This is a genomic window from Pseudomonas sp. 37 R 15 (genome assembly GCF_900004865.1).
Taxonomy (GTDB): Bacteria; Pseudomonadota; Gammaproteobacteria; order Pseudomonadales; family Pseudomonadaceae; genus Aquipseudomonas; species Aquipseudomonas fluorescens_AM.
In genome coordinates this window covers 96,018-112,621 of the sequence record NZ_CVTV01000049.1, presented here as the reverse complement: position 1 = coordinate 112,621, position 16,604 = coordinate 96,018, and the positions used below count along the sequence as shown (strand labels likewise).

Sequence of the window (16,604 nt, the reverse complement as noted above, 5' to 3'; positions counted from 1 at the left end):
CATATCCACTGCTAAGGACTGCCATGCATAACGACCCCATACATCGCACCGACACTCTGAATCCGTACAAAGATATTATTGTCGGCAAACAGAAACAGCATTGGATTGAATTCCAGTTGCTGGATGAGCAAGGCGAGCCCCTGGCGAATTTGCCTTATCGGGCGGTGAACGAGGCCACTCGCGAGGGGTTGATGCCCGAGTTCGTAGGCCTTAGCGATGCGCAAGGCGTGATACGCATCGACGGTTTGCATCCGTTGCCTATCACGCTGTCGATGCAGGCCGACCCGCTGGCTGAGCAACTGCAAACCCGTCGCTTGCGTGCCGAACGTGCCGAGCCGCCCCGACCGATTGCCGGGGATCATACGCCGTTGTATGGCTCGCAACGCTCAGGCTTTTCGCCGATTGAGACGCAGGCACTGGCTGCCGGGCACGGATATCACTATCTGCGTATCGGGCAATTAAGTGACAAGCTGCCGACTCTTAACCCTACCGAGTCAGATACCAAGCGGCCTCCCGCCTTTCACTTTCCGGACCCGAGCTATAGCGGCTTCACCGTCCGTGATGATGAACTGGACCGTCGCCATGTGCTGGAAGTCTGCCCTTTTCGCGCCTGGTCTTTGGTGCTGCACCATCAGCCCGACTACAGCCTGGTCAATGCCTACAACTTGGGGTTGATGAGTATTCTTGCGTATAGCAAGGAGGATGAACGCGAGTTGGGTTCCGTCAAGCAGTTTTTCGGGCAGCAATGCCTGGATTTATCGCGCACACCTCGGGTTTGGGATAACGGCCAGGTATGGCCTTGTGTGGTGACGGATGTGCCCTTTAGTGATCGTTATGTGACGGCTGAACCCCTGGACACTGCCAAGGCAGACCCACCGGAAGGTCACACTCAGCTGTTTTACGCTATCAGTGCTGCTCAGGTTTTGGTGGCTTGGCGCGGTACTGAGATGGAGGGGCTCGCGGATTTAATTACCGATGCGACCTTTCGCCCTGTGAAACCGGAGATTGCTGCGATTTGCGAGCCTAAGGTTCCTTGTCCTGGCCTTACTGCTGTGGGCAGTGTGCATCTTGGGTTTCGCGACGCCTTTGAGGTGGCGAGAAGGATATATGCGGCTGAGTTGGGCAAGATGATTTCGGAAAAGGCTCTCAACAGAAAGTTATTCATCTGCGGCCATAGCTTGGGCGGCGCACTCGGCCTCATCCACGCTGCCTCGCTGAGAGACTATAACCCTCTGCTCTACACCTTCGGCACGCCCCGCACCTTCACTCTCCACGCCGTGCAGTTCCTGAGCGACCTATGGCACTTTCGCCATGTCAATGACATGGACGCCATCCCCCGCGTGCCCCCCGAGGCCGCGCTGGACAACTACCTGTATGACATCTACGGCCCTATGGGCCTCCTGGCGGGGTTTAGTTGGTCGCTACGGCAAGCCGCTTCCAGCGCACTGTTCAAACATGAAGACCCGTACAGCCATCACGGTGAGATCGCCCTGTTTCTCCGGGCCGAACAACACAAGCAACACAATTTCACTCCCTACCCCGCTTACCGCAAACCCGATGGTTCGCCTTATAGCAGCACAATCGCCTACCGGTTGCCGGTAAAAGCCAAGTTGTATTTGGTCCCGAGCCTGTGCGAGGACAGTGACCAGCAGGCCGAGCAGGCCACGCAGCGCCTGAATACCTCCCTGACCGCCGAGAGCAAGGCCCGACTCTTCCCGCGCTACGGCCTCCCTACGACGTGGCGAATGCCGCGTCTTTGTGATCACTACATGTCGCAGTACCAACCCTATATCCACAACCAATTACTGGAATCGATTGACGCCGAGCGCGATCCGTTACTGCAACGACAAATAGCAAGGCGCAAGTTCGAACAACAGATAAAGGAATACCACGGAAGCATTCATGGGGACGAACTGGCCCGCAGCCGCGTGTTTCTCCACTTGCAAGGCCTGCTGGACCAAGCCCTGCATATCACCCAGCAAATGGAGGGCGGCGCCGAGGCGCTGCAGCGCTTTAACGCCATTGCCGACCCAGATGCCTATTACGAGAAAACCTATGGTTAAGCCGATCAAAACGCGCAAGGTCGGAACCAGGTTTCTGCGACTATTCACTGTCGTATGCGTGCTGTTCATCAGCCTCAGCGGCTGCCGTCAGGACTACAGCCTGGCACCGCCTGCCAACAGCGAAAAAATAACCGTCACCGTGAAACTGCCTCAGGAACTCAAAACCGAAACCATGTGGGTGATGTATCGCTCGGCCATCTGTAAGAGCGTCAGCCTTGGAGCCAGCGGCCAACGCATCGAACGGGATGGGCACCATTCGGTTTACAAGGAACTGGAGCGTCAAGGTGAGAGCGACCTCTACCAAGTGGAACTCCCGAAAGATGGCGGTGGCGCGTGTCGCTGGCATCTGGCGAATGTGACCTTTGGTGTGGTTTATGCAGATCCGACGCGGTTTGGCGAGAACGTGACCGCTGGCGGCGGCGGCGGAGTGGTCGTGATATTTGACTACAACAACTCACCACGGGGAGGAGCTGATTTCAAGGTTGATGGTGATCTGACGATCAAGAAGGATTATTACCCGTGGATAAGTGAATCTTTTCTTGGTGGCTATAAGAAATACATCAGCTTGGCCGGCGAGGGTCATATATATCTCAAGTATCAAGCGCTAAAAGCTCGCCGGGTCTTTTTCGAACCCATTCTGCATTCGGACTTCGCGATTTACTCCACTCAACCAAAAGAGAAAAAAGAGGGTAGCCACACCAAATTCACGTATCCCGACGGGAGTGTCGTAGAGGAACGTCAGTCGCAACCAGACTTCTGGAAACTACAAAGTCTGCGCACAGGACGCGCCCGCGAATGTTTATCGGTTTGGCATTACTACAAATGTCCGGACCGTCGCCCACGACTATTACCTGAGTGGATTCCCTCCCCTGATAAACCTGGATTCGGTCAGTGCCTCATTGTGGACGAATGGGGTAATGCACTGCCAGTGTATGACTATCAAGTGGTGGGGGCTAACGGGCGAATGTACCGGGAGAGAACAACAAGTGAGGGGCTCACGAAACCCTTGCCGAGCAGTTTTCACCCCTTACGCGAAGTTGAGTTCCCGGTATGGAAGTGAGGATGTCCGCCCTGCCGAGTTCGGTTGGCGAGGCCGTTGATTCCGCCAAGAACAACACCCTATTCCACCATGAACCTATCGAAAAAGAGCTCGACTCACTTCATGCTCGTGAACGCCAACTTCACGCCAATCGCAATCAGCACCGCCCCCATGGTGCGATCAAACCAATGCCCCATCTTCGCAAACCCGGCGCGCACGCGCTGCTGGCTGAACAGCATGGCCACCAGGCAAAACCACAGCGCCGTCGCTACCGCGAGGTAAACACCGTAACCGGCCTGCACCGCCAGCGGTGTGTGCGGGTTGATCACCACCGTGAACAACGACAGGAAAAACAGCGTGGCCTTGGGATTCAAGCCGTTGGTTACGAAACCTGCGGTAAACGCGCCACGTGGGGTGCGCTCGCCCGCCTCGCGCTGCAGCTCGCCTTCCACTGGCGGCTTGGCCGGCTGCGCGCGCAGCGCCTTGAAGCCGATATACAGCAGGTACGCCGCTGCCGCCCATTTCAGTGCATTGAACAGCACGATGGATTGGGACACGATCAAACCAATGCCCAGTAACGAGTAACCGACGTGGAGGAAAATCGCCGAACCAACGCCCAGCGCAGTCCACGTGCCGGCGCGACGGCCATGGGTCACGCTTTCACGCACCACTACGGCGAAGTCCGGCCCTGGGCTGGCCACCGCCAACAAGTGAATCAAGGCCACGGTCAAAAACTCGGCGACGTACATGCTCACTCCATTAAGTAACGGATTATTTCATCTGATAGGCTCAACAGATTACGCCTTCGAACCCCGCCGCAAAAGGTACAGTTGATGATGAACAAGCGCCGCGCCGTCTTCCTCGATCACCCCTCCCTGGACCTCGGCGACCTCGACCTCAGCGGGTTGCGTGACTGCTTCAGCGAGCTGCAGCTGTTCGAGCAGACCACGCCGCAGAATCTGCTCGAACGCTTGCAGGGTGCCCAAGTCGCCATCAGTAACAAAGTCCCGCTCAGCGCCGAGATCCTGGCGGCCTGCCCCGAGCTCAAGCTGATCCTGGTGTCGGCCACCGGCACCAACAACATTGATCTGCAGGCCGCCCGCGCCCGGGGCATCACCGTGAGCAACTGCCAGGGCTACGGCACACCCTCGGTGGCGCAGCACACGATCATGCTGCTGCTGAATCTGGCCACGCGCTTGAAGGACTATCAGCGCGATGTGGCCGCGGGCAAGTGGCAGCAAGCCCGGCAGTTCTGCCTGCTGGACTATCCGATTGTCGAGCTTGAGGGTAAGACTTTAGGCCTGCTCGGCCATGGCGAACTGGGCAGCGCCGTGGCACGTCTGGCTGAAGCCTTCGGCATGCGCGTGGTGCTGGGCGCGATTCCCGGGCGCCCTGCCCGCGCCGACCGCGTGCCGTTGGATGAACTGCTCGGGCAGGTCGATGCGCTGACCTTGCACTGCCCGCTCAACGAGCACACCCGTGACTTTATTGGCGCACGCGAACTGGCTCTGCTCAAGCCCGGCGCTTTCGTGGTCAACACCGCACGCGGCGGCTTGATCAACGAACAGGCCCTGGCGGATGCATTGCGCAACGGCCACCTGGGCGGCGCGGCCACCGATGTATTGAGCGTGGAGCCACCGGTCGATGGCAACCCACTGCTGGCCGGTGATATTCCTCGGCTGATCGTCACTCCACACAACGCCTGGGGCAGTCGCGAAGCGCGCCAGCGCATCGTCGGCCAGTTGACGGAAAACGCCCGAGGCTTTTTCAGCGGCGCCCCGCTGCGCGTCGTGAGTTGTTAAACTGCGCCCCTTTTCAAGGAGCAGACCATGGATCCGCGCAGTGAAGTACTGCTTCGCCAGGCCGAACTTTTTCAAGGCAACCTGCTGCTGGTTGGTTTGCCTGCCGACGATTTGCTCGGCCGCCTGCCCAATGCCCACGGCTGGAGCTGGCATGCCGGCGATCAGGCGGCGCTGGAGGCGCGTTTTCCCGAGCGCAGCCAGTTCGGCGTGACTGTGCCCGAGCGCGCATTCGATGCAGCGGTGATTTTCCTGCCCAAGTCCAAAGACCTCACTGACTACCTGCTCAACGCCGTGGCCGCGCGCCTGCCCGGCGCCGAGCTGTTCCTGGTGGGCGAGAAAAAGGCCGGCATCGAAAGCGCCGCCAAGCAGATGATCCCCTTCGGCAAACCGCGCAAGCTGGATAACGCGCGGCACTGCCAGCTCTGGCAGGTCACCGTGGGCAACGCGCCGCAGGCGCCCGACCTGGATAGCCTGGCGCAGACCTTCGAGGTACCGCTGGTCGACGGGCCGCTCAAGGTGGTGAGCCTGCCGGGCGTGTTCAGCCATGGTCGCCTGGACCGTGGCACCGAACTGTTGCTGGAACACCTGGACAAGCTGCCCAGCGGGCATTTGCTCGACTTTGGTTGCGGCGCCGGCGTATTGGGAGCTGCGGTAAAACGTCGCTACCCGCACAACAGCGTGACCCTGCTTGATGTGGACGCCTTCGCCGCCGCCAGCAGTCGCCTGACCCTGGCAGCCAATGGCCTGCAAGCGGACGTGTTGACCGGTGACGGCATCGACGCCGCGCCGATGGGCTTGAACGCGATTTTAAGCAACCCGCCGTTCCATGTCGGGGTGCACACGGATTACTTCGCTACGGAAAATCTGCTGCGAAAAGCAGGCAAACATCTGGCAAAAGGCGGCGAACTGCGTCTGGTTGCCAATAGCTTCCTGAAATACCAGCCGCTGATCGAAGAGCACCTGGGCATCTGCGCGATCAAGGCCGAGGGCAATGGTTTTCGCATCTACCGGGCCAAGCGTCCCTGACGGGCTTTTGAAAAAGAAGGCTTGCCGAATGGATTTTGCCTAGGCAAAATCCGCTCCGTCCTAGGGGAGTAGTCTCCCATGAGCGCCACGCTCATCCGGCATACGTCAACATACTTGGTCAGCAGACCATGGCGTATGCGACCCAGGAGTCCGCACAGACGGACCGGGGTTTGACAAGACCTATGACACGCACACCTTACCCGGGGCGGGAAGGCTGTACGTGTCATAGCCGTGTCGACCCGCCCCTGGAAACCTACCTGATGCTGGATTCACTGCTCGTACCTACCGCAATCGTTGCCTTGGCCGAAATCGGCGACAAGACGCAACTGCTCGCGCTTATTCTCGCTGCTCGTTTTCGCAAGCCCTGGCCCATCATCGCCGGCATCGTCGCCGCGACCCTGGCCAACCACGCGGCTGCCGGTGCGGTGGGGGCCTGGTTCGGGAGTTTCTTCTCCGACGCGGTGCTGCACTGGATTCTCGCGGCGAGCTTCTGCGCCACGGCGCTGTGGACACTGGTGCCGGACAAACTCGACGATGACGAAGCCAGCACCACGCGCAAGTTCGGGCCGTTCCTGACCACGCTGATTGCGTTCTTCCTCGCGGAAATCGGTGACAAGACCCAGATCGCCACAGTGATGCTGGCGGCCCAGTATCCGGAGTTGTGGCTGGTGATTATCGGTACCACCTTAGGCATGTTGATTGCCAACGTGCCGGTGGTGCTGGCGGGGAATTTCGCGGCAGAGAAGCTGCCGCTGACCCTGATTCGGCGACTGGCGGCTACGGCGTTTTTTGTACTGGCGGTGGTGGCGGTGTACAAGGCCATGCAGAGCAGCGGCTGGATTTAGCTAAAAGCTGCAAGCTGCAAGTTAAAAGCTGCAAGAAGAAGCATTGCTTTTTCTTACAGCTTGAAGCTTGCCACTTGCAGCTCAAGCCCTAGGACTTCTTGGCCTGTTGGTACAGCGGCATGACCTTCGGAATCGCCGCCTGCAACGAGGCGATACGGCTGTCCGAAGCCGGGTGAGTACTCATGAACTCCGGCGGTGCGCCTTCGGAAGCCTTGGCCATCTTGTTCCACAGCGTGATGGCCGCGTTCGGGTTGTAACCGGCGCGGGCGGCCAGCTCAAGGCCGATCAGGTCGGCTTCGTTCTCATTGCTGCGGCTATTGGGCAAGGTCATGCCATAGTTGGCCACGGTATCGGCCAGCGCCAGGCTGTCCTGGCCGAGTCCGAATATTGCCCCGGCGCCCTGCTTCGCCATCTCGATACCGTAGGCCTTGGACATGGCTTCGCGGCCGTGCTCACGCAAGGCGTGGGCGATTTCATGGCCCATCACGGCGGCGAGTTCATCATCGGTGAGCTTGAGGTTATCGATCAATGCGCTGTACACCAGGATCTTGCCACCCGGCCCGCAGTTGGCGTTCATCTCATCGCTCTTGATCAGGTTCACTTCCCACTTCCATTGCGCCGCATCCGGGCGGAAGGTCGGTGCCTGGGCGATCAGGCGATTGGCGATGGCCTGCACGCGCTTGGCGTTGGCGCTGGTCTTGTCCAGAACCCCTTTGCCACTGGCCTCGCCCAGGGTCTGCTGGTAAGACTGGGCGTACATCTGGTCGACTTCCTGGCTCGACAGCATGCTGAACATGTACTGCTTGCGCTCAACCCCAACCGCACCGCCGCTGGTGGTGTTGACCGACTGACACCCGGCCAGCAACATCGCTGCAACCAACCCGCTTACCGCCAATGACTTCTTCATGAACACACTCCCTGGAAACATGGCGCGTATCGTAGGCGCACATTTGTATCGGCGCCAGATACATCAGACGTTTAACGGGTGTATTTCGGATCCCTCTCACGTTCCGGCCGATACGCTCAGGCTCAAGCCGGGGTCAGGCACTCCGGCCCATTGAGCTTGGGATCGTTGACCATATTGGCCAGTACCCGCTCGCGCAAAGCAGCGGGTTCGGCGGCCAGCAGACTTTGCAGCACATGCAGCGGCGTTTCGGGATCCAGCCAGGCGGCCTGCCCCGCCTCGTCCAGAATCAACGGTCGGCGCTGGGCCTGCGCAGCTTGAGTGATGACCGCCGTGCTCAACCACACCTGCTCCTGCACCGGATACGCTTCCCAGATCGCCGCGAAAAACAGCGTGGAGCCTTCCCCCGGCGTCAGCCAGTACGGGCGTTTGCGCTGGGTGCCGCGCCATTCGTAAAACCCGTTGGCCGGCAGCAGGCAGCGGCGCTGGCGGAACGCTTCGCGAAACATCGGCTGCTCGGCCACGGTTTCGGCACGGGCATGGGCCGGCGTGCGGGACAGGTCGGTGAGCCAAGGTGGCGTAAGGCCCCAACGCGCGCGCGCCAGGGTGAGCTGGCCGTCGATGGCGCGCTGGATCAGCACCGAATCATTGGGGGAAATATTCCACTGGGCCTGCTGGTCGGCCGGGAAACCCGGCAAGGCAGCAAAGGCGGGATTCCAGCGAAACAGGGCATAACGTCCACACATGGGGCAACACGACTCTTGGGGTAAACCGACCGACAGCCTAACAGACCAATACGTCGGGCAAGCTGTCGGCGTCATCAAAGGGCAAGGGCTGCGCGTCGTTATAGGCGGTGATGAGCTCGCGGGCGCAGGCGGCTTGATCATTGTCGACTTCCAGTCCCAGCAAGCCGAAGATCGGCAGCTCACCCGTGCCACCAAGCAAATGGCGGCCCACCAGGTGCGCCTTGATACCTTCGCTGGCGAGCATCTGTTGCAGCAGCTCGCCTTCCATGAGGTTTTCCGGTTCGTAGATTCGCTGCATGGATATTCCTGTCAGTCATTCTCGCTGCGGGTTTCGAGCATCCACTCTTCACCATGGACCTGCAGGTTGAAAATGATCGGTCGGCAACACACCTGGCAGTCCTCGATATAAGTCTGATCACCGCCGGACAAATCCACCGTCGTTTCGACCGTTTCCCCACAATAAGGACAATCGTACAGCGCAGTTTCCAGCATCGCGGTCTCCTAGGTGACTTGTGCGTATAATCGCCGGTCTATTCACAGGGCTATTTCCGGCTGAGCCCGTTTACTCACGCCGCCCCTGGTATTTCCTTTACTTACCCTAGCCGTTTCTAACAAGAGAGCATGATGGGCGAATTCGATACCATCCGACCTTACAACGACAGCGAAGTCCCGGCAGTGCTGGATCGGCTGTTCAGTGACAAGGCCTTTCTGGACATCCTGACCCACTTCCGCTTCCCGCGCTTTGCCGGCGCGCTGGGCTGGCTGCTCAAGCCGATGATCGCGCGCAAACTGCGCCGTGAGTTCGCCGGCGTCACCACCGTGGCGACGCTGCAGGATAAAGTCGAGTATTACGTCGACCATACCATCGACCGCGCGACTGACGGCGTGACCTACACCGGCGTCGAGCAACTGAAATCCGGCACCGCCTACCTGTTTCTGGCCAACCACCGCGACATCGTGATGGACCCGGCCTTCGTCAACTACGCCGTGTACCACGCCGGCCTGCCGACGCCGCGTATCGCCATCGGCGACAACCTGCTGCAAAAACCGTTTGTCAGCGACCTGATGCGCTTGAACAAGAGCTTCATCGTGCACCGCTCGATCACCGGGCGAAAGGAAAAGATGGCGGCCTACCAGTTGCTGTCGGCCTACATCAACCATTCGATCCGCAACGACTGCCAGTCGATCTGGATCGCCCAGGCCGAAGGCCGGGCCAAGGATGGGGATGATCGCACCGAATCGGCAATCCTCAAGATGTTCCACGTCAGCCGTAAGGACGAGCCGTTCGCCGAAGTCATCCAGTCGTTGAACCTGACGCCGGTGTCGATCAGCTATGAGTATGATCCGTGCGACGCCGCCAAGGCCCGCGAGCTGTATATCCGCGCCACCACCGGCACCTACAGCAAAGCGCCGGGCGAGGATGACGTGAGCATTGCGCTGGGCATCACCGGCTACAAAGGCCGGGTGCACGTGAATTTCGCGCCACCGATTACCGAGCGCTTCGAAGACACCAAGTTGCTGGCGGCCGAAATGGACCGGCAGATTCTGGGCGGTTATCGGCTGTTCCCGGTGCACTACCTGGCGTATGCCCAATGGAACGATGCCGACCCGCAACTGGATGTACCCAAGGCCCAAGACGTATTCCCGGCCGATGAGCTGGCCAAGGCGAAGGCCGAGTGGCAGCGGCGCTTGAACGAATGCCCGTCCGAACACCGCCCATACCTGGTGGTGCAGTATGCGACGCCGGTGCGCAATCAATACCGGGTCAAGGCCGGGATCCCTCTGTAAACATCGAACAAAATGTGGGAGGGGGCTTGCCCCCGATTGCGGTGTTTCAGCTCAGTATTTATCGGCTGACCCACCGCTATCGGGGGCAAGCCCCCTCCCACATTTGAATCCCAAGTGTTCTTAGACGTGAGTGCTGAGCCAGGACATGGCCAGCGCCACTCCCAGGCAGGCGAACCCGACACGGTAAGCCTGGCGATGCGCCCGTTCGGTGCGCGTGTCCAGAAACAGCATCGGCTGGTCAATCGCGCGTTCCTCACTTTGCGCGGTGAGTTCGGCCATCGCCCGTTGCGCCAGCAGGCGAGTGATAAACAACAGTATGGCGCCGCAGCAGGCAACCATCAGGGCAATAGCATTAATCAGCAGCGCCATCGCAAAACCTCGGCGAGACAGTATTCGGGTATCGGTCCAGGTACGAACCTGAACGATAGTGGCTCCCTGCGCCTTAAATGTTCCCTCCCCGTTGACGGCTAATGTATCCAGTAATTTACAGCGTCACCTGAACGTCACCTTAACAGGCCACTCTGTTGCCCTTCGACGCTTGAGGAGCTCGTCATGCTGCATGCACAAAACCAGGACCGGCTGTATCTGATCGCCCAGAGCGATGAACAGGAAGCACTGATCGGCGGCCTCGCGTTCAATGTTCAGGACCGCCATTGGCTGGTGTATTGCGCCCTCGCCGGGCACCCGCATGCCGACTTGCCGGAGCTGGACTTACTCACCGGCGTGAGCATGCTGGATTTTTACGTCGATACCGCCGCCTGAAAGCGACAGGCAAAAAAAAACCGGGCTCTGCGATGAGCCCGGTTTTCCTTGGACAGCTTATTGCGAACTGAGCAACTGGCCGATGCTTGGGTCTTTGAACAGCCGGGTCAAGGCATCGCTGAGCACGTCGCTGACCAGCTTGGTGTTGGTTTCCTGATTCGGCGACATGCCAAAGCGCTGGTTGAGGGACGCCGCGTAGCGGCCACTGTAACGACGGGTACCGGCGCTGACGTCGGACTTGAAGGTTGCGCCGATGGACGCTTCGGTCACATACAGGCCTTCCTTGGGCGACTGGTATTTCAGTTCGGCCAGGGTAACGGTCAGTTGCGGCGCGCCTGGCGAATTGGTCGGGGTGAAGCCCAGCAGGCGCACAGCGGCTTCAGCCTGGGCCTGCAGCTTGGGCAGCACGTCCTGGCCAGTCACCGAAATCAGTGCGGTCTCCGGGTACAGGCCGCCACGCGAACCAAGGGTCGGTGACGGGCGACCATCCACCACACGTACCGACACGGGCTGGCCATGCCCGACCGGCGCCAGCTGCGCCGTGACTTTGGGTTGCGGGCTGAGTTGTTGCGGGCTGTTGGCGCAGCCAACCAAAGCCAAACTGGTCACAGTGATCAAACCGAACAACAGGCGTTGCAACATACTCATTTCTCCAGGACTGGGCGCAGACAGGTCGCCAGTATAACGGTGCACGCGCATCACTCACCAGCGATCCTGAACCGCAGCTGAAGGCATCGGCAAATTACAATTTCCCATAAAAGCGTCATTCCAATGTCATGCCAGACTGACAACCTTCAAGCATGTAACGCAACCGGTACACCGCCATGCGCCTTCTCAAGTCACTGTTCCTGTCACACAGCCGCCACCGCCACTTTGCCCTGCTCGATGCCCACGGTCATTGCCTGGCGTTCAAGCAATGCAGCTTGCCGCCCGTCGGCGAAGGCTGGGTCGAAGTCGCGGAGACCCATCTGGGCTGGATGCACCGTCCGCTGCCGGCCAGCGCCAGGGTCAGCCCTCAATTTGTACGCGCACAATCGCGGCAAGCGTTGGCCTCCTGACCGGCGCACTAATAAAAGTCATAAAACACGCCCATTTCCCTGGCGTTCTTCGCTACAATCTCCCCCCGATTATAAGGACGTCTCCTGATCGGGCCCCGCAGCATCGTTATTGCCTTGGCATTAACCTCCAAATCGCCCACAGAGAGCCGCCCACACAGATCGAGTGAAGCTGGCGTGCTTGCTGTTTCCTGTGCAAACCACCCGTCTTTTACCGAATCTGCCAGAGCTGCCATTGCGCTCGGCCACTTGAGTTGTTTGCCCGTTTCGCGGGCCAGGTGCCAGGCTGGGGCAGCCCTTTTTTGAGGTTCACGTCTTCAAAAGAGCGTGAAAAAAACGGGTTTTCACAACTTCACAAGAGTGTGGCGAGCAAATGAATAGTTTGGCGTTTGTACAAGCACCATCAGCGTCTGAAACAGCCCAACACAGGACCGAGCGTTCCTCAATAACCGGAGCTTGAGCCTGTCCGCTACGGATTGGTTGCACGAATCGCACGCTTTGACCATAAGTCGAATTGCCACAGGCGCCCATGAATGCGTTCATAGGCGCATTAGCCGGGCAGGAAGCGTGCGCTGAAGTTGCAAAGAATTGCGAAACGGACATGGCGATCCTGGCCATGGGTAATCTGGGGCACACGTGAACCGCCCTGTCACTCCTGGCAGCCATGCCGTCAATTTGGTGCTGCAGATTTTGGAGACGCGTTAAATGGCGCATAACGAAGCAGTCGACGTAGTTCTGGTAGGGGCCGGCATCATGAGTGCCACCCTGGCCGTTCTGCTCAAAGAGCTCGACCCCGGCCTCAAGCTGGAAGTCGTTGAGCTGATGGACTCGGGTGCCGCGGAGAGTTCCAACCCGTGGAACAACGCCGGTACCGGCCACGCCGGGCTCTGTGAGCTGAACTACACGCCGCAGGCCGCCGATGGTTCCATCGACATCAAGAAAGCCGTGCACATCAACACCCAGTTCGAGGTGTCGAAGCAGTTCTGGGCGTACCTGGCCAAAAAAGGCACCTTTGGCTCGTGCAAGTCCTTTATCAGCCCGGTCCCGCACTTGAGTTTCGTGCAGGGCGACAACGGCGTTGCCTTCCTCAAGAAGCGTTTTGAAACCCTCAGCCAGCACCATGCGTTTTCGGACATGCATTACACCGAAGACCGCAGCGAGATGGCCGAGTGGATGCCGCTGATGATGCCGGGTCGCCCGCTCGATGAAAAAATCGCCGCAACCCGCGTGATGAATGGCACTGACGTCAACTTTGGCGCCCTGACCAACCAGCTGCTCAATCACCTGACCAGTTCGCCCGATGCCCAGGTCAAGTACTGCAAGCGCGTCACCGGCCTCAAGCGCAATGGCGCCGGCTGGACCGTCAGTATCAAGGACGTCAACAGCGGCAACAGCCGCGAAGTGGATGCCAAGTTCGTATTCCTCGGCGCCGGCGGTGCGGCCCTCCCGCTGCTGCAGGCGTCGGGCATCGAAGAGAGCAAAGGCTTCGGCGGTTTTCCGGTCAGCGGCCAGTGGCTGCGTTGCGACAACCCGGAAGTGGTCAAGCAGCACCAGGCCAAGGTCTATAGCCAGGCGGCCGTGGGTTCGCCACCGATGTCCGTGCCGCACCTGGACACCCGCGTGGTGGATGGCAAGAAGTCGCTGTTGTTCGGACCGTACGCCGGATTCACCACCAAGTTCCTCAAGCACGGCTCGTTCCTGGACCTGCCGATGTCGATTCGTGCCGGCAACATCGGCCCGATGCTGGCAGTGGCTCGCGACAACATGGACCTGACCAAGTACCTGGTCAGCGAAGTGCGCCAGTCCATGGAGCAGCGCCTGGAATCCCTGCGCCGCTTCTACCCTGAAGCGAAAGCCGAAGACTGGCGCCTGGAAGTGGCCGGCCAACGCGTGCAGATCATCAAGAAGGACCCGAAGAAAGGCGGCGTGCTGCAATTCGGCACCGAGCTGGTTGCCGCCGCAGATGGTTCGCTGGCGGCGCTGCTGGGCGCTTCGCCGGGCGCTTCGGTGACGGTGTCGATCATGCTGGAGTTGATCGAGCGCTGCTTCCCGCAGAAGGCTGCCGGTGAATGGACGACCAAGCTGCACGAGATCTTCCCGGCGCGCGAAAAAGTGCTGGAGACGGATGCCGAGTTGTATCGCAGGATCAACACGCAGAACAACATCAGCCTGGAGCTGGTGGAACCTGTAGGAGCGAGCTCGCTCGCGAAAAACGTCAACGATAACGCAGCGCAAGTGGATTAACGCGGCGCTCTCAGGTTCTTCGCGAGCAAGCTCGCTCCTACCGTTAAAAGCGAAACGCCCCGGACTCAATGAGGCCGGGGCGTTTTTTTATGGCTGGAATAATCAGCCGCGCGCGTTGTCGATCAGCGCGATGTACTCGGCGGCGTTGCGCTGGTCCTTGATCAGGTCGACAAAGGTCTGGCCATGCTCGTCCTGGCCATCAAGGTCCAGGCCAGCTTCCTTGAAGAACCCCAGGAAGCGCTCGAAGTCATCGATGCGCAGGCCGCGATAGGCCTTGATCAGTTTATGCAGGGACGGAGAAGTCGCATCGACCGGTTCGAAGTTCAGGAACAACTTGATCTGGTCGTCGCCGATCTCGTCACCGATCACCTGTTTTTTATCTTTACGCATTACCGACTCCAGCCTGCAGACATTGACACGGGGCTTGAAGTCTACCTGTGGTGCACGGGCTTCGAAAGCGTTGAAGAGCCCCCTCCCACATTTGGATTTCAGCCGACTCAATCGAACTGGGCGAGCATCCAGCGTTGGTAGTCGGCCACGCCGGCATCGCCTTCGCGCGGCGCCCAGGCGGCCTGCTCACCCTCACCCACCGGCCGATAAGGCCCGGCCTTGCATTCGAACATCACCGTATCGGGCTCCAGCACTGCCAGGCCATGGAATACACCCGGCGGCAGGTCGACGCCGGCGCACTCACCACCCGCCTGCATGACGCGCTTGGCGATGACTTCGCCGGTTTCGCTGAATATCAGCAAACCCAGCCGGCCCTTGAGCACCAGCAAGGTTTCCGCCTTGTCCGCGCTCAGGTGCCGATGAGGCGGCACGTAGGTACTCGGTTGCAGGGCCACGGCGAGACGATGACACGGTTCTTCCATCTGGTGGAAGTTATGATGGTGCCGGCCACGGGGGCTGTCGCCCGCTTTCTCGGCCAACTCTGCAAATAAGGTCTGATCAAGAAAACGGGCCATCGATTACATTCCTTTAACGGCGTAGATGCCATTGGCGTTACGCCAGTAGCCCTTGTAGTCCATGCCATAACCGAAGATATAGCGGTCGATGCACGGCAACCCGACGAAATCGGCTTTCAGCTCGGGGCGCGCCTTGCGATCGTGGTCTTTGTCGATCAGCACGGCGGTGTGCACTTTACGCGCGCCGGCATGTTTGCAGAAGTCGATGATCGCGCCCAGGGTATGCCCTTCGTCGAGAATGTCATCAATGATCAGCACGTCACGGTCGATAAACGAAACTTCCGGCTTGGCCTTCCAGAACAGATCGCCGCCACTGGTTTCGTTGCGATAGCGGGTGGCATGCAGGTAAGACGCTTCCAACGGGAATTGCAGATGGGTGAGCAATTTGCCGGCGAAGATCAGGCCACCGTTCATCACGCAGAAAACTACTGGGTTGGTGTCGGCCATTTCGCGGGTGATGTGCGCGCCAACCTTGGCGATCGCTGCTTCGACTTGCGCTTCGGTGTACAGGCAGTCAGCCTCGTGCATGATTTGACGGATATGCTCGAGATCAGCGGACATGGCGCTCTCCAAGGGGTGCTGTGGCAAGAAAAGCGGGCGAAGGTACGCTTCTCGTGCGCTCCAATCAAGCCTTTATGGACTAACGTACTTGATGTCTATAGGACAACACCCTCGGATAGATTAATCTAGGCCGGTTTTTTTGCCCGCCGCCGGAGCCTTTCCCATGCCCACTCGCGAGATCCGCCACCCGCTGATCCGACACAAACTCGGCCTTATGCGCCGTGCCGACATCAGCACGAAGAATTTCCGTGAGCTTGCTCAGGAAGTCGGAGCGCTGCTCACTTACGAAGCCACCAAGGATTTGCCCCTGGAAACCTACGAGATCCCCGGTTGGGCCGGTCCCGTACAAGTGGAGAAAATCGCCGGTAAGAAAATTACCGTGGTGCCGATCCTGCGCGCCGGTATCGGCATGCTCGAAGGCGTGCTCAGCCTGATCCCGGGCGCCAAGGTCAGCGCCGTGGGCGTGGCCCGCAATGAAGAAACCCTGCAGGCCCACACCTACCTGGAAAAACTCGTCCCGGAAATCAACGAGCGCCTGGCCATGATCATCGACCCGATGCTTGCCACCGGCAGCTCCATGGTCGCCACCATCGACCTGCTGAAAAAAGCCGGCTGCCGCGACATCCGCGCCATGGTGCTGGTTGCCGCCCCCGAAGGTATCGCCGCCGTCGAGAAAGCGCACCCTGACGTGCAGATCTACACCGCCTCCATCGACGAACGCCTGAATGAACACGGCTACATCATCCCAGGCCTGGGCGATGCCGGTGACAAGATATTCGGCACCAAGCAGAAGGACGCGTGAGC

The 16,604-nt window shown here is 59.6% G+C and carries 20 protein-coding genes and 1 riboswitch; of the genes, 10 read left to right on the top strand and 10 right to left on the bottom strand.

All coding sequences use genetic code 11. The annotated features are described in order from the left end of the window. The first annotated feature begins 23 nt into the window (after nucleotides 1-23). The gene (locus BFQ04_RS15960) at nucleotides 24-2,063 is read left to right on the top strand and encodes a lipase family protein (RefSeq protein WP_065951638.1); all 2,040 of its coding nucleotides are present in this window, start codon (nucleotides 24-26) and stop codon (nucleotides 2,061-2,063) included. Beyond that, nucleotides 2,056-3,123, top strand: a complete 1,068-nt coding sequence (locus tag BFQ04_RS15955) for a hypothetical protein (protein ID WP_065951637.1) — start codon at nucleotides 2,056-2,058, stop codon at nucleotides 3,121-3,123. The genes BFQ04_RS15960 and BFQ04_RS15955 overlap by 8 nt, the downstream gene beginning before the upstream one ends. Nucleotides 3,124-3,218: 95 nt before the next feature. On the opposite strand, the gene BFQ04_RS15950 is transcribed toward BFQ04_RS15955, so the two are convergent. Further along, nucleotides 3,219-3,851 (bottom strand): LysE family translocator, encoded by a 633-nt coding sequence (locus BFQ04_RS15950; RefSeq protein WP_065951636.1) that lies wholly within the window; start codon nucleotides 3,849-3,851, stop codon nucleotides 3,219-3,221. Between the two features lie 84 nt (nucleotides 3,852-3,935). Between BFQ04_RS15950 and BFQ04_RS15945 the strand changes: the two genes are divergently transcribed. The 3 genes from BFQ04_RS15945 (at nucleotide 3,936) to BFQ04_RS15935 (ending at nucleotide 6,775) form a co-directional block, all read left to right on the top strand. Next, nucleotides 3,936-4,904 (top strand): 2-hydroxyacid dehydrogenase, encoded by a 969-nt coding sequence (locus tag BFQ04_RS15945; protein WP_065951635.1) that lies wholly within the window; start codon nucleotides 3,936-3,938, stop codon nucleotides 4,902-4,904. A gap of 27 nt (nucleotides 4,905-4,931) precedes the next feature. Continuing rightward, nucleotides 4,932-5,930, top strand: coding sequence for a class I SAM-dependent methyltransferase (locus tag BFQ04_RS15940; RefSeq protein WP_065951634.1), 999 nt, complete (start codon nucleotides 4,932-4,934; stop codon nucleotides 5,928-5,930). A gap of 51 nt (nucleotides 5,931-5,981) precedes the next feature. Continuing rightward, nucleotides 5,982-6,101, top strand: a riboswitch (yybP-ykoY riboswitch). A gap of 89 nt (nucleotides 6,102-6,190) precedes the next feature. After that, nucleotides 6,191-6,775 carry a TMEM165/GDT1 family protein gene (locus tag BFQ04_RS15935; protein WP_016974259.1) on the top strand — a complete coding sequence of 195 codons (585 nt, stop codon included), beginning with the start codon at nucleotides 6,191-6,193 and terminating at the stop codon, nucleotides 6,773-6,775. A gap of 88 nt (nucleotides 6,776-6,863) precedes the next feature. Here the strand turns inward: BFQ04_RS15935 and BFQ04_RS15930 are convergent, their stop codons facing one another. From BFQ04_RS15930 to BFQ04_RS15915, 4 genes are all read right to left on the bottom strand, one after another. Beyond that, nucleotides 6,864-7,682: a M48 family metallopeptidase gene (locus BFQ04_RS15930; RefSeq protein ID WP_057724598.1), complete on the bottom strand. Its 819-nt coding sequence runs from the start codon at nucleotides 7,680-7,682 to the stop codon at nucleotides 6,864-6,866. Nucleotides 7,683-7,804: 122 nt separating this feature from the next. After that, nucleotides 7,805-8,425: an SOS response-associated peptidase gene (locus BFQ04_RS15925; RefSeq protein WP_065951633.1), complete on the bottom strand. Its 621-nt coding sequence runs from the start codon at nucleotides 8,423-8,425 to the stop codon at nucleotides 7,805-7,807. Between the two features lie 37 nt (nucleotides 8,426-8,462). Then, nucleotides 8,463-8,723, bottom strand: coding sequence for a putative signal transducing protein (locus BFQ04_RS15920; protein WP_065951632.1), 261 nt, complete (start codon nucleotides 8,721-8,723; stop codon nucleotides 8,463-8,465). Nucleotides 8,724-8,734: 11 nt separating this feature from the next. After that, nucleotides 8,735-8,917, bottom strand: a complete 183-nt coding sequence (locus BFQ04_RS15915) for a CPXCG motif-containing cysteine-rich protein (protein WP_065951631.1) — start codon at nucleotides 8,915-8,917, stop codon at nucleotides 8,735-8,737. 132 nt (nucleotides 8,918-9,049) lie between these two features. Here BFQ04_RS15915 and BFQ04_RS15910 point away from each other — a divergent pair, with 132 nt between their 5' ends. Then, nucleotides 9,050-10,213 (top strand): 1-acyl-sn-glycerol-3-phosphate acyltransferase, encoded by a 1,164-nt coding sequence (locus tag BFQ04_RS15910; RefSeq protein WP_175413287.1) that lies wholly within the window; start codon nucleotides 9,050-9,052, stop codon nucleotides 10,211-10,213. Nucleotides 10,214-10,333: 120 nt separating this feature from the next. Here BFQ04_RS15910 and BFQ04_RS15905 read toward each other — a convergent pair whose 3' ends face one another. Next, the gene (locus tag BFQ04_RS15905) at nucleotides 10,334-10,582 is read right to left on the bottom strand and encodes a hypothetical protein (protein ID WP_065951629.1); all 249 of its coding nucleotides are present in this window, start codon (nucleotides 10,580-10,582) and stop codon (nucleotides 10,334-10,336) included. Between the two features lie 183 nt (nucleotides 10,583-10,765). On the opposite strand from BFQ04_RS15905, the gene BFQ04_RS15900 reads away from it, so the two are divergent. Further along, complete coding sequence (locus tag BFQ04_RS15900) at nucleotides 10,766-10,975, top strand: hypothetical protein (protein ID WP_065951628.1); 210 nt, start codon at nucleotides 10,766-10,768, stop codon at nucleotides 10,973-10,975. Nucleotides 10,976-11,032: 57 nt separating this feature from the next. Here BFQ04_RS15900 and BFQ04_RS15895 read toward each other — a convergent pair whose 3' ends face one another. After that, nucleotides 11,033-11,617, bottom strand: a complete 585-nt coding sequence (locus BFQ04_RS15895; protein ID WP_057724591.1) for a YajG family lipoprotein — start codon at nucleotides 11,615-11,617, stop codon at nucleotides 11,033-11,035. A 182-nt stretch (nucleotides 11,618-11,799) separates the two neighbouring features. On the opposite strand from BFQ04_RS15895, the gene BFQ04_RS15890 reads away from it, so the two are divergent. Both BFQ04_RS15890 and mqo read left to right on the top strand, forming a co-directional pair. After that, nucleotides 11,800-12,033, top strand: coding sequence for a hypothetical protein (locus tag BFQ04_RS15890; protein ID WP_065951627.1), 234 nt, complete (start codon nucleotides 11,800-11,802; stop codon nucleotides 12,031-12,033). Between the two features lie 702 nt (nucleotides 12,034-12,735). Next, on the top strand, nucleotides 12,736-14,274 hold the full coding sequence (mqo, locus tag BFQ04_RS15885; RefSeq protein ID WP_065951626.1) for a malate dehydrogenase (quinone): 1,539 nt from the start codon (nucleotides 12,736-12,738) through the stop codon (nucleotides 14,272-14,274). Nucleotides 14,275-14,376: 102 nt separating this feature from the next. Here the strand turns inward: mqo and BFQ04_RS15880 are convergent, their stop codons facing one another. From BFQ04_RS15880 to BFQ04_RS15870, 3 genes are all read right to left on the bottom strand, one after another. Further along, the gene (locus BFQ04_RS15880; RefSeq protein WP_065951625.1) at nucleotides 14,377-14,664 is read right to left on the bottom strand and encodes a PA4642 family protein; all 288 of its coding nucleotides are present in this window, start codon (nucleotides 14,662-14,664) and stop codon (nucleotides 14,377-14,379) included. 107 nt (nucleotides 14,665-14,771) lie between these two features. Continuing rightward, nucleotides 14,772-15,239 carry a WbuC family cupin fold metalloprotein gene (locus BFQ04_RS15875; RefSeq protein ID WP_065951624.1) on the bottom strand — a complete coding sequence of 156 codons (468 nt, stop codon included), beginning with the start codon at nucleotides 15,237-15,239 and terminating at the stop codon, nucleotides 14,772-14,774. 3 nt (nucleotides 15,240-15,242) lie between these two features. Next, entirely contained in the window at nucleotides 15,243-15,800 is a 558-nt protein-coding gene (locus tag BFQ04_RS15870; RefSeq protein WP_065885799.1) for a hypoxanthine-guanine phosphoribosyltransferase, read from the bottom strand. Between the two features lie 163 nt (nucleotides 15,801-15,963). Between BFQ04_RS15870 and upp the strand changes: the two genes are divergently transcribed. Further along, complete coding sequence (gene upp, locus BFQ04_RS15865) at nucleotides 15,964-16,602, top strand: uracil phosphoribosyltransferase (RefSeq protein WP_003188608.1); 639 nt, start codon at nucleotides 15,964-15,966, stop codon at nucleotides 16,600-16,602. Nucleotides 16,603-16,604: the final 2 nt, after the last annotated feature.